Annotated in this window: 12 protein-coding genes; 4 read left to right on the top strand and 8 right to left on the bottom strand. The window is 64.7% G+C overall.

From position 1 onward, the window contains the following. Positions 1-20: 20 nt before the first annotated feature. Positions 21-1073, bottom strand: coding sequence for a sugar phosphate isomerase/epimerase family protein (locus AC06FA_RS04425; RefSeq protein WP_478067279.1), 1053 nt, complete (start codon positions 1071-1073; stop codon positions 21-23). A 95-nt stretch (positions 1074-1168) separates the two neighbouring features. Here AC06FA_RS04425 and AC06FA_RS04420 point away from each other — a divergent pair, with 95 nt between their 5' ends. Next, positions 1169-2176: a LacI family DNA-binding transcriptional regulator gene (locus AC06FA_RS04420; RefSeq protein WP_478067278.1), complete on the top strand. Its 1008-nt coding sequence runs from the start codon at positions 1169-1171 to the stop codon at positions 2174-2176. 8 nt (positions 2177-2184) lie between these two features. Here AC06FA_RS04420 and AC06FA_RS04415 read toward each other — a convergent pair whose 3' ends face one another. The 5 genes from AC06FA_RS04415 to AC06FA_RS04395 all read right to left on the bottom strand — a co-directional run bounded on the left by AC06FA_RS04415 (position 2185) and on the right by AC06FA_RS04395 (position 7859). Next, positions 2185-2889 (bottom strand): hypothetical protein, encoded by a 705-nt coding sequence (locus AC06FA_RS04415; protein WP_478067277.1) that lies wholly within the window; start codon positions 2887-2889, stop codon positions 2185-2187. Between the two features lie 101 nt (positions 2890-2990). Continuing rightward, a complete protein-coding gene (locus AC06FA_RS04410; protein WP_478067276.1) occupies positions 2991-3188 on the bottom strand; it encodes a hypothetical protein in 198 nt (65 codons plus the stop codon). A gap of 131 nt (positions 3189-3319) precedes the next feature. Continuing rightward, the gene (locus AC06FA_RS04405) at positions 3320-4426 is read right to left on the bottom strand and encodes an MvdC/MvdD family ATP grasp protein (protein WP_478067275.1); all 1107 of its coding nucleotides are present in this window, start codon (positions 4424-4426) and stop codon (positions 3320-3322) included. 17 nt (positions 4427-4443) lie between these two features. Further along, positions 4444-6576 carry a peptidase domain-containing ABC transporter gene (locus tag AC06FA_RS04400; RefSeq protein WP_478067274.1) on the bottom strand — a complete coding sequence of 711 codons (2133 nt, stop codon included), beginning with the start codon at positions 6574-6576 and terminating at the stop codon, positions 4444-4446. Next, entirely contained in the window at positions 6573-7859 is a 1287-nt protein-coding gene (locus tag AC06FA_RS04395; protein WP_478067273.1) for an HlyD family secretion protein, read from the bottom strand. Before AC06FA_RS04395 ends, AC06FA_RS04400 begins: the two co-directional genes overlap by 4 nt. Positions 7860-8203: 344 nt before the next feature. On the opposite strand from AC06FA_RS04395, the gene AC06FA_RS04390 reads away from it, so the two are divergent. Together AC06FA_RS04390 and AC06FA_RS04385 are read left to right on the top strand one after the other, a co-directional pair. Then, positions 8204-9229 carry an AI-2E family transporter gene (locus AC06FA_RS04390; protein ID WP_478067272.1) on the top strand — a complete coding sequence of 342 codons (1026 nt, stop codon included), beginning with the start codon at positions 8204-8206 and terminating at the stop codon, positions 9227-9229. 99 nt (positions 9230-9328) lie between these two features. Beyond that, entirely contained in the window at positions 9329-9760 is a 432-nt protein-coding gene (locus tag AC06FA_RS04385) for a pyridoxamine 5'-phosphate oxidase family protein (RefSeq protein WP_478067271.1), read from the top strand. 12 nt (positions 9761-9772) lie between these two features. On the opposite strand, the gene AC06FA_RS04380 is transcribed toward AC06FA_RS04385, so the two are convergent. Continuing rightward, the gene (locus tag AC06FA_RS04380) at positions 9773-11164 is read right to left on the bottom strand and encodes a DUF2867 domain-containing protein (RefSeq protein WP_478067270.1); all 1392 of its coding nucleotides are present in this window, start codon (positions 11162-11164) and stop codon (positions 9773-9775) included. A 13-nt stretch (positions 11165-11177) separates the two neighbouring features. Next, positions 11178-11489: a metalloregulator ArsR/SmtB family transcription factor gene (locus tag AC06FA_RS04375; protein WP_478067269.1), complete on the bottom strand. Its 312-nt coding sequence runs from the start codon at positions 11487-11489 to the stop codon at positions 11178-11180. Positions 11490-11619: 130 nt separating this feature from the next. On the opposite strand from AC06FA_RS04375, the gene AC06FA_RS04370 reads away from it, so the two are divergent. Continuing rightward, positions 11620-12213 carry an NMCC_0638 family (lipo)protein gene (locus tag AC06FA_RS04370; protein ID WP_478067268.1) on the top strand — a complete coding sequence of 198 codons (594 nt, stop codon included), beginning with the start codon at positions 11620-11622 and terminating at the stop codon, positions 12211-12213. Positions 12214-12307 lie beyond the last annotated feature (94 nt).

The raw sequence follows: 12307 nt of genomic DNA, 5'->3' as shown, positions 1-12307 counted from the left end.
CCTCCCGGGGCGGTGTCGGCTCAGATTCCCAGCATGCGGTGCAGTGATGCGGCGTCGGTGCCACTGTCGGCGAAGTCATCGAAGGCGCGCTCGGTCACCCGGATGATGTGGTCGCGGATGAAGGCGGCGCCCTCCCGTGCGCCGTCCTCGGGATGCTTCAGGCAGCACTCCCATTCCAGTACCGCCCAGCCGGGGAAGTCGTACTGTGCGAACTTCGAGAAGATGCCCTTGAAGTCGACCTGTCCATCGCCCAGCGAGCGGAACCGGCCCGGGCGATCGATCCAGTCCTGGTAGCCGCCATACACGCCGCTGCGGGCACTGGCGTGGTATTCGGCGTCCTTCACGTGGAAGATGCCGATGCGCGCGTGATAGCGGTCGATGAAGCCCAGGTAGTCCATCTGCTGCAGCAGCAGGTGGCTGGGGTCGTACAGGATCTTCGCGCGGGGGTGGTGGTCGACCACGTCGAGGAAGCGCTCGAAGGTGGCGCCGTCGTGCAGGTCTTCGCCCGGATGGATCTCGAAACACAGGTCCACGCCGCAGGCATCGAAGGCATCCAGGATCGGGCGCCAGCGGCGGCCCAGTTCGGCGAAGGCTTCGTCCACCAGACCGGCCGGGCGCTGCGGCCAGGGGTAGAGGTAGGGCCAGGCCAGCGCGCCGGAGAAGGTGGCATGTGCGGTCAGCCCCAGGCGCTGGCTGGCCTGGGCGGCCAGCAACAGCTGGTCGACGGCCCAGGCCTGGCGGGCGGCAGGATCGCCGCGCAGGGCGGGCGGTGCGAATCCGTCAAACAGGCTGTCATAGGCGGGGTGGACGGCGACCAGCTGCCCCTGCAGGTGGGTGGACAGTTCGGTGATCTGCACACCGTGCCCGGCCAGCATGGCGGCGACGTCATCGCAGTAGGCCTGGCTGCGCGCCGCTTCGGCCAGGTCGAACAGGTGGGGCGCGGTGGTGGGCACTTGTACGCCAGAATAGCCCAGGCCCGCGGCCCATCCGGCCAGCGTGTCCAGCCGATCAAAAGGAGCGTGGTCGCCGATGAACTGCGCCAGGAAAAGCGCCGGACCCTTGAGCGTCTTCAAGGTGATTCACCCTGCATGCAATCGATTGCATTACCCTAGCATGGGCTTTCCGCAGAACCGTTGTGCAGTGCACAGCCACAACCAGAGCTGACCCCATGGCCACCATCTATGACATCGCAAAGCACGTGGGCGTGTCCGCCGGCACGGTGTCGCGGGCCCTGTCGCGGCCGGACAAGGTTCTGCCCGCCACCCGGGCGCGCATCGAACAGGCGGCCGCCAAGCTGGGCTACGTGCCCAACACGGTGGCCCGGACGCTGAAGACCCAGCGCAGTGGCAAGATCCTGGTGACCGTGCCGGACATCGCCAATCCGTTCTTCGCCCAGATCCTGCAGGGGGCCGAAGATGCGGCGCAGGCTGCCGGCTACGCCGTGCTGCTGGGGGATACCCAGCACCAGCCCGACCGCGAGGAGCGCTACGCTCAGATGCTCCGACGCAACGAGGCCGACGGCCTGATCGTGCTCGGCCATCGCCTGCCGCCCACCGCGCGCGAGATCGTGCAGGCGCTGGGCGCGGCCGCACCGGTGGTCAATGGCTGCGAATTTGATCCCGCGCTGGGCATTCCCAGCGTGCACATCGACAACGCCGCCGCCGCGCGCGCAGTGATGGAGCACCTGTATGCACTCGGCCATGAGCGGATCGCCGTGGTCGGCGGTCCGCCTGACAACCCGTTGCACCAGCAGCGGCTGGAAGGCGTGCGCGCGGCCGGCAAGGCGCGCGGCCGGTTGCGCGGCTTGAGCGTTGTACCCGGTGATTTTTCGCTGGAGTCCGGTCATGCGGCGGCCGCGGCACTGCTCGCGCGTCCGCACGCGCCCACCGCGGTGTTCTGCTTCAGCGATCAGATGGCACTGGGTGCGCTCTCGGCATGCCGCGATCTGGGCATCCGCGTGCCGGACCAGGTGTCCATCGTCGGCTTCGACGATCTGGCCTCGTCGCGCTTCCTGACGCCGCCGCTGACCACCATCCGCCAGCCGATGCGGGACATCGGGGCGCGTGCGGTCGGCCTGCTGCTGGCCATCATCGAGCGCATCGATGTTCCGCTGCAGCAGACGCTGGATTTCAGCCTGATGCTGCGCGGGTCGACGGGGGCGCCCGAGCCCCGGTGAGGGCAGGGCTACTTGTCAGGACGCAATGAAAGGTGCCGGCGGAATGTTGCATCCGGGGCGCGGCTCCGGTCAGGCGGAAACAGCGACATCAGGCCGGCCGCCACCGCCTTTGGGCGCATCTGCACTCCGATTCCGGAGGCTTCTTCTATGTCCACCTGGCTGACCGTTCCATCCGGTTTGATGTGCATGATCCACACCAGTTCACCGTCATAGCGATCCGGCGGGATCGATGAATCGTAGTTTGGCCTGCCAAGCACGTAGGGCATCCCCGGGGTCGTATGTTCGATCAGGTCGTCAACGGTGTCGAAGACATCGATACTGCGCTCACCGATCACCCGTTCCTGGCCATTCAGAAGAATTCTGTAGGTCCACTTGCCGGCGCTTGCCGTATCGGGAAGGTCCGCGGAAAAGCATCGCTTGCTGCCGTCCACGTCGGGATACGTCCTGCTGCTGACCAACGCTCCGGATTGATCCACTGCCTGCAGTTCCATGCTCGTTACCGCGATTTCGGCATTCATGATTGCGACGCAGACCTGGTGATCAAAGCGCTTGTCCAACGCGAATGAGCGGGTCTCCTGCCTGGCGATGGCGCCCGTCGGTGTCTTCGACCAGAGAAACTCGATGTAGGCGTCCGGGCTTGGCGTTGGTGCGCTCTGCGCTGTAGCCGTGATGGACAGCAGCAGTGACGTCAGCAGGAAGTTGGCTTGGCGCATGGGCGGCTCTCAGAAAAGACCAATGCCTGGCGGTAGGGAATGCCCCGCCGCCAGGCAGGCGTGCGCGCATCACATGCTGGCACGCAGTTCAGCAGACTGGATCAGACGCTGGGGTTGGTGGTGCCCGGCGGATCGCTCTTCGGGGTGCTTGTCTGATTGTCCACCCAGCTATCGGTCGGTTGCGAGGTGCCGTTACCAGTGCCGCCGCTCACACGCATCACTTCTTCCTGCGAGAGAATACGTCCGAGTACACGACCTTCGGATGCCTGGACACCCTGAACGACAGACTTCTTGAACATGAACTTCTCCTTGTTGGTGGCGGCGGTTGCCGCGCGTCAGCCGCAGGTAACTCTGCAGCTGCGATGGTCACGAGATAATGATGACCATTCGCTCCGTGTGCTTGCCTGCTGCAAGCAAAAATCCTTTCCCTCTATTTCGAGATTAACCCATGCTTATGCGCGGAATTTGTGACTTGCTTCAAACTTAATGGTGCGCGCGGCTGGCTGTACGCGAACTCTGCACTTCCAATCTCAAGGAACTGGCAAAACGCATCCAGCAGCGGAAGATCCGGGCACCACGACTCGATGAAGAGAAACTGTCCTGCTTCATTGACCTCCATGAAGCACCATTCGCCATCCGGCGTCACAATGAAGTCGAAGCCGCCACTGACGATCCTGAGTCGTGCCATCAAGGCGATGCACGCGTGCTTCACCCCTTCGGGCATATGTGCCGGTTCGCAGCGCTGGATGGAGCGCTGATCCAGGCGCCAGTCCATGTCGCCGCTCTGCAGTTGCGAGGACTCGATGCGGATGGCAAAGCAACTCGTGCCGAAAAACTGCGCGCGCACCTCGTAAGATTTTGCGATCTTTTCCTGGAAAATACCTGGCGTCGCGCGCAGCAGGCGATCAGCGGGCAGGTCTTCAGCGGTAACCCCGGCGGTATAGGTCTTGCGTACCACCCCGTCTTCATCCCAGATGTGGCCGCCGAGGGGTTTATAGATGCACGCACGGTCGCCAGAGAGGAACTGGCGGATGTCATCCGGATCATTGCTGATTATCGTGCGGGGAATGTAAAGCCCTACGTCCTGTGCATGACGCAGCTGGCGAGCCTTCGATTCACAAAGAAGCGAGGACGAGTGAGGGTTGACCCAGAATGCGTTGGCGAACGCCTCCGGATGGGACCGCTCGGACATCCGCAGCTCCTCCGTTGAAAATTCTTCGTCAAGAGGGTCGATGTAGGGCGGCGCCGACAGGATGCGCCTGCGCCTGTGCCATACCACGTCCACATCATCGGAGAAGATGTTCTCAGTCCGGGTATGAAGTACCGCATGTAGCCTGCCTTCGGAGAAGCTGAGCGTGCTGCTGCTGGCATCGGGTACATCGTTTCCCCGCCACTCCATCACCCGGTTTCCCCGTCCACGCAGCGCGTGGCCAACCACTGCCGCGTGGAAGTCTCCGTCGATCGTGTGGATCAGGATGGTTCGCGGCTCGCTGCATTGTGCAGCATGAAATCCGTTTTCCTGTGCATGGTCACTCAAGGTCTCTGCATCCTTCATCAGGGTGAGGCGGACTGAAGCAGGGCGGTGTCACGCGCTTCCACGCGGGCGAAAGAAGTCAGGTCGACGACCCGTTTCGCGCTGGCGATGGTCTCCTGGCGGTGCGCGAAGATGATTCGAGTTGCCGCCAGACTGGCGACGTGATGATTGATGATCTGCTCCGTCCTTGCGTCGAGATGGCTGGTGGCCTCGTCGAGTATGAGAATCACCGGCTTCTTGTAGAAAGCGCGTGCCAGCAGCAGACGCTGCTGCTGTCCACCTGACAGCGCCGCGCCCATGTCCCCGACCAGTGATTCGTAGCCCATGGGGAGCGCCGCGATATCGCGATGGATGTCGGCGGTGGTTGCGGCTTCGATGACGGCGTCCAGGGACGCGGCATCATCAAAGAATGCGATGTTGTCTGCGATGGTGCCTGCAAAGAGGGCGTCGTCCTGCATGACCACGCCTAACAGATCGCGGTACTTCGCAATCCCGAAAGAGCGGATGTCAATGCCATCAATCTCGATGGATCCCTCAGAGGGTTCGAGCAGGCCGACCATCAAGCGGGCCAGCGTGCTTTTGCCGTAGCCGCTGGGGCCGACGATGGCAACCGATTCACCTTCATTGAACTCTACCGACACATTGCGGAACACCCAGGGGTCCGCGGGGGAGTATCTGAAACCAAGGTTTCGCAGCCGGATGCGCGGGCGCGGCGTCTGCCCACTGTGGGTGCTTTGCACGTGCTGTTCCTGCTCTGCCAGTGCTATGTCCGCAATGCGTTCGGCATGCAGTTTCAACATGCGGAACTCGACGATCTTGTCGACCAGCCCGCCGGTCTTCTGTGAGAACTGGTCGGCATATGCGACGAAGGCAATAAGCATGCCGGCGGAGAACTCGCCCATCATCACCATGTGTGCGCCAAGAGCGATGATCAGTACGCGCTGCAGGGCAAAGATGGTGTTTCCCATCACGCCAAAGCCCAGCGTATGCCGCTGGACCTGCATTGCACGCTTGTTTGCCTCCATCGTTGCACTGGCCAGTCGCGCGCGGCGCAGGGACTGCTTGTTGCCGAGTTTGATGGCCTGGATGCCGCGAACGGATTCCATGAGCTCGCTCTGCTGGTTTGCCCAATAGACCAGTTGCTCTTCGGTGAGGTGCCACAGGCGTTTGTACAGCAGCCAGCGGGTAGCGACATACAGTGCGACCATGGCGCCCACGAGCAGTGTGAGCTTGGCGCTGTAGAGGCAGATGATCACCAGCGCGAGCAGGCCCATTACGCCGTCGAGCACCGCCTCGACGAAACTTCCGGTCAACGTATTCTGGATGGCGTGGACGGACGAGAACCGCGAAAGCACATCGCCCATGTGGCGCTTCTGGAAGAACGCCAAGGGAAGCCTGAGTAGGTGACTGAAGAGGTTCGCAATCCATTCGGTGTTGAGCGCCGCTCCCAGCCAGCTGATGATCCACGCGCGGACCAGTTGCAATGCCGCCGAAATGAGCAGGACGAGCGTGAAGCCCATCGTCATGACGACCAGAAGGCTGCGGTCGGTCGACAGGATGACGTGATCGATGACCCACTGTGCCTGGAAGGGCAACGTCAGGGCCATAACCTCGATGGCAAGTGCCAGGCCGAGCAGCTGGATGATCGATCCTCGCAGCCCGGGCATGTCGCCCGCCAGGCGGCGGAGGCTGATGGACCGGCTTTCCCTGATCGGGGTGAATCCCGCGCGTGGATTCAGCTCCAGCAGTACACCGGTGAAGTGCCTTCCCGCTTCAGCCATCGTCACCTGGCGTGCTCCCTTGGCGGGATCATGTATCTCCAGTCCACGTGCAGTCACGCGCTTGAGGACAACAAAATGCGTCATGTCCCAGTGCAGGATACAGGGCAGGCGTGCATCGGCCAGGTCTTCGAGGGCGACCTTGATGGGGCGCGACTCAAGCTCCAGCGCGTCAGCGACCTGCATCAGGCTTGCCAGGTTCATGCCTTTCAGTGACGTGTCGAAACGCCTGCGCAGGCTGGATAGATCAAGGTCGTGTCCATGGTAGTTGGCCACCATCGCCAGGCACGCCAGTCCGCACTCAGCGGCTTCAGACTGATGGATCATGGGCAGCCGGCGCGCTTGTATCCACGCGGAGAATGCCGAAGTGCTCATGTTGGATCCACGGCCTTGGCCCCTGTTTCGCTACGGTTGATCGAGAGGCTGTACAGGGGGTCGAAGATCCATTCGATCAGGCGCCGGCTTTCGAGGCTGATGTCTGCTTCCAGCGCCATGCCGGGACGAAGCTTCTCCTCCTTGCCATAGACAGGGATTTCCTGGCTCACCAGTGCAACTTCCACACGGTAGCGCGGTGCTGTGACGCTTGTCCCCAGCAGCCGCGCCTGGGCATCTGGTGGCGTAGCGCTCCGCGAGACAGACATGACCGTGCCGCGCTGCTGCCCGAATTTCTGGAACGGGTACGCCGCGTAGCGGATAGTGACAGGCTTTCCAATGTCCACGAATCCGATCGCACTGGATGGCAGCCAGAGTTCTGCAAGCAGCGGTGATTTGTCGGGTACAACGCTCAGCGTGGTCTGCCCGGCCGAGACTGCTTGCCCCGGCTTGATAAGTACATTGGTCACGGTGCCGGCGACCTGCGCGCGCAACACCACTGCGGTAAGTGCAGCGTTCTCTGCCAACGACTGCTCCACGTCTGCCAACTGACGATCTGTCTGGTTCTGAAGGCTCTTCAGGTTCGGCTCGAGCTGCGACAGCGCGGATGTCGCCTCGCTGATCTGCTGTTCAAGCTGTCGAAGCTGCGTTTCGAGATCGATCTGGTTGGCACGGTGCGCAAGCGCAGCGTCGCGCTGCTGGAGCAGTTGGTAGCGGCTGACGATGCCGGCTTCTTCCACGCGCAGCCATTGTTGATACAGTTCATCGGCGCTGTCGGCTCGCTGCATCTGAAGGCTTGCCTGTCGTGATTTTTCCGCGGCCTGTGTGCGCAGGTTGGTCAGGCGGCCATGGATCTCTTCACGTTGAATCGTCCCAAGATCACGTTGCAACGTCAGATCCGAGCGGAGCCGCGTCTGCTTGGCGTGCAACTGCGCCGCCACCAGGGTCTGTGTTTCTCCCAGTGCGACGCTGTCCTGGGCGAGGTTGATCTCGACGAGTGGCTGGCCCGGCACGACCGCCTGGCCTTCCCGCACAAGTACCCTGGACACGATGCCGGCGCCCATCGGGCTGGTGACGATCAGTCCGTTCGCCGGTACGAGCACGCCCTGCACGCGCTCGTGTCGCGTGTAGCGACCGGCCACAAGCAGGCAGAGAATGCTTAGTGCGGAAACGATGCCGATTACAAAGAATGCCCAGCCGAAGCGGGGTGGGCGGAGGCTCACCTTGCCAAGCTTCTCATCGCGCCTGGCGTCCAGCACTTCATTTCGAAACAGCCCGTCGGACATCCATTGCCCTCATGCAGTAGCGACTGAACCAGCGCGATGCTTCCTTGATGCCGGACGTGATTGATAGCACCGCCGGCGCGGCAGTGTCAATTTGCTGTGGCTGCGTGCGGCAGCAGTGGGCGGGAGAATGTCAGGCGCGCGATCGCGGACCTTCAACTGCGAGGCGTTCCGTGCTCCAACGGCTTCGCCAGGCGGGACCGGACTCCCTTCCTTGCCGCCGGTGAAAGCGCGGCGGGGCGCGTCCGGTCAGTAGCGGGTCCGTTCATTGAACCGTGCCTTCAGGTTTGCTGCAGAAGCTGGTGGCGCATCCACTACCATGGGCCATCCCGCCGGAATGCACCGCCATGAACGACGCCGTCCTTGCCCTGCCCAGGCCCCCCAACGCGCGCATCGCCGCCTGGCTGCTGATGCTGCTGGGCATGTGGCTGGCGCTGAAGCTGGGCCTGGTGGTTACCCTGCTGTCGGGCCTGCTGGTGTTCCAGCTGACCCACGTGCTGGCCAACACCGTGGAAGGCAAGCTGCCGCCGGGTCGCGCGCGCGCATTCGCGGTCATCCTGCTGTCGGCGGTCATCATCGGCGCGCTGGTGCTGGCCGGCATCGGCGTGGCCTCGTTCTTCCGCAACGAGACCGGTGGCCCGGACGTGCTGCTGGCACGGCTGATGGATATCCTCAACACCTCGCGCCACCAGGTGCCGGCGCTGCTGCAGCCCTATATTCCCGAAGACCTGACGCGGCTGCGCGAGGCGCTGAACGAATGGGCCGCCGAGCACCAGCGGCAGCTGGGCGTGGCCGGTACGTCGGTGGTGCAGGTGGGCGTGCGCGTGCTGATCGGCATGGTGCTGGGCGCGATGATCGCCCTGTACGACGAGCTGCCGCTGCCGAAGATGGGCCCGCTGGCGCAGGAGCTGGTCGGCCGCACCACGCGCCTGGCCGTGGCGTTCCGCCAGGTGGTGTTCGCCCAGGTGAAGATCTCGCTGCTCAACACGGTGTTCACCGCGGTGTTCCTGCTGGGCGTGCTGCCGCTGTTCGGCGTGCACCTGCCGCTGTCGAAGACGCTGGTGCTGATCACCTTCCTGGCCGGCCTGCTGCCGGTGGTGGGCAACATCATTTCCAACACCGTCATCACCATCGTGGCCCTGTCGGTGTCGTTCTACGTGGCGGTGGCGGCGCTGTTGTACCTGATCGTCATCCACAAGCTGGAGTACTTCCTCAACGCGCGCATCGTCGGCGGTGAGATCCAGGCCCGTGCGTGGGAACTGCTGCTGGCCATGCTGGTGATGGAAGCGGCCTTCGGCCTGGCCGGGCTGGTGGCCGCACCGGTGTTCTACGCGTATGTGAAGCGCGAACTGCTGGACCAGCGCTGGATCTGATCCCGGCCGGGCCCACGCGTGAAATCGGCCACGACGGACCTGCACGCCCGCCTTACCTGCGCGGGTGGACGCTGGGCGCATGCCCCCGGAGACCGAACCATGACCACGCTGACCCTGCCCGAACTGGCGAAGAAAATGGCTGGCATCGATTTTGCGATGCTGCAGACCCATGCCGCCGGCGAGATCGATGGCCGCCCGATGAGCAACAACGGCGACGTCGACTACGACGGTGACAGCTGGTTCTTCGCCCTGGAAAGTACCGACATGGTGCGCCAGATCGAGGCGGACCCGAAGGTGGCGCTGGGTTTCACCGGCAGCAAATCACTGCTGGGAAAGCCGCCGCTGTTCGTGCACGTGAAAGGCCGCGCCTCCCTCATCCGCGAACGTGCGGTGCTGGCCGAGCACTGGGTGAAGGACCTGGAGCGCTGGTTCAAGCAGGGCGTGGACACCCCGGGGCTGGTACTGATCCACGTGCATGCGCAGCGCATCCACTACTGGGACGGCGAAGACCAGGGCGAACTGGTGGTCTGAACGCCCGGCGGCTCAGCCCGCCACCGGCGCGCCCTCATCGGCCCAGTCGGCCAGCTCCGGCGCCAGCGCATGTTCCACCGCACGCCGCAGCAGGGCCGGCGCGATGTAATGGCGGTGCACGCTGTCGATCAGCGCCATGTAGACCCGGCCGAAGCGGTTGTGGGTCTGCACGCGCGTGCCAAGGCTGACCTGCACGCTGCCATCGTCGGCGAAGCGCACGGCCACGCTGCTGCGGAAACGCAGGTGGCGATCATCCGCACCCAACAGTACTTCGGCACTGCGGTCCTGCGAGTCCACGGTTGCATCCAGCACGGGGAAGCGGCCGGCGAACAGTCGGCTGCGATCGGCGGACAACAGCGAGGACACCGGACAGCCCAGCGGCGAGGTGCGCAGGTTCAGCGGCGCCACCAGGCGATTGCGCAGGGCCATCAACTGGCCCACGCCGCCCGGTGGGTTACGCAGGAAGCCGTCCAGTACGTCGGCCAGCAGGGCCGATGCCGAGCGCCCCGCACATTGTCCGTCACTCAGCTCCAGCACCGTCAGGTCCTGGTAATCGCTGTGCGGCAGGGCGGTGTACAGCATTCCCTGCCTGCCGGGCTCAGCGTGCTGGACCGGGTAACGCGGCGTGCTGCGTTCGACGAACCCACGCAGCGGGCGCAGGTTGACCCTGCGCAGCGGCCCCAGCAGCGCACGGGTCTGCGCACACAGCCGCGCGCACAGGCTGGGCGGTGCCGCCTGCAGTGACAGCTGCAGCAGGGGTGCGCTGGCCAATGTCGCGGCGCTGGGCCAGCACGCCTGTGGCAGTACGTCGGTCAGGCTGGGAATGTCGGCCTGGTTGGCCTGTACCTGGGCACGGGTGGCATCGCTCATCGCGCCGGCCAGTTCATTGCTGTGGCACGACAGCGCGAACAGCGCCGGATGTGTCCGATGGTTGGAGGCGAACTGATGCCAGGTGCCGCCGCCGAAGCGCACGGTGAACAGGCAATCGGGTGGAATGCGGACGCGCCGCAGGCTGCGCTGGAAGCTGGCCGGATCGGCGGCGATCTGCGCATCGCTGGCGGTGGCAAAGCGCAGTTCCGCGCCGGCACTGCCCGCGATGGCGGTGAACATGCGCGGCCCGGCATGGCGATGGAACGGGTGGCCGCCGGCGCCCACCACGAAGCTGTACAGCGACGACGCATCGCCGTGCTGCAGATGCATGCCGCCCAGCCGCGCCGAGGGTTCATCCAGCGCGTCGATGAAGGCAGGGTGGTGGCGCTGCCGTTGCCCGGCGTCGTTCACCAGCGCATCGCCGGCGCCGATGCCGAGCTGGGCGATGAGCAGCACTTCGATGGGGCCGGCGCCCTCCTGCGCGGGCAGTTGCACACCTGGAAACGAACGGCTGTTGCGGGTCGAACCAGGCATCGTCGTGCTCCTGTCAGCGGGCGGGGGACTTGCGGCGTGCGCGGGCTTCTCGCTTCAGCGGGCCACCGACCGGACACACTTCGGCAGCCCACGAAAACAGGGTGTTGGCCAGGCGCTCGGGCACCTGGCGGAAGTACACGAACTGCCCGCGCTTTTCGCGCTCGATCAGGCCGGCCTCTTCCAGGATGCGCAGATGGCTGGACAAGGCCGGCTTACTGAATTCAAAGCGCTCGGCCAGCTCGCCCGCGCTCAGTTCGCCGGCGCTGAGGTAGGCCAGGATCTGCCGGCGGGCGCCGGAGGCGAGGGCTTCGAAGATGCGGTCCATGGGTCGTTAATTAACTAATTCGTTAATTGATGATCCTGCGCGCCGGCAGCGATGTCAAGCCGGCCCTGCCGTTGCACTGCGGCCCCGGCTTTTGCCATCCTCCCCGCAGTTTTCCCATGATGGAGTTGCGATGCGCCCGGTGCTCTGGTGGATGGTGGGCCTGCTGCTGCCCGCGTTGGCCGCCGCGCAGCCGGCGCGCGCGCCGAAGACGGGGCCGGTTGCGCAGGATCCCTTCAGCGAACTGTTCGATACGGCCTGCATGCAGCACATCGGCGCGCCGGCCCGGCTGCAGGCGCTGATGGATGCCAACGGTCTGAGCCCGCTGCCGCCGGCCGAGGCGGCCACGCTGCTGCAGGGGCAGGGCGGGGTGGCCTGGATGGTGCCGCTGGCCAGTGGCCGCTATGCGGTCAGCTGGGCCGACGATGGCACCTGCACGGTGTACGCGGAGAAGGCCGAACCGGCGGTCGTGCAGAAGGGCTTTGCGCGGCTGATGCAGACGGCGCCGAAGCCGCTGCAGGTGCGCTCGCTGCCCGGCCGCGGCCCGCTGGCGGCCGATCAGGTGGCGATCCAGTACGGCTGGGCCACGCCCGGTGACAGCGCGTTGCGCGTGCGCTTCCGCCTGGTCACCCGGCAGGCGGCAGAGGCGGGCGTGCAGGCCATGGCCTCGGCCACGCCCGGCGAGGCCATGCGCCAGGACGCGGCGCCGCAGCCTCTGTCGAAGTAGCGCTTCACGGTTCGGGTGCGCGGTTCAGCCATTCCGGTCCGGATGTGGTATATCGTTTATCGATAAATCCACCGGGCAGATCCGCTGCCCCATG

The organism is Stenotrophomonas sp. Steno-C17, from assembly GCF_056393165.1.
The sequence above is the reverse complement of the archived record's forward strand: the minus strand, read 5'-3'. Positions and strand labels throughout refer to the sequence as shown.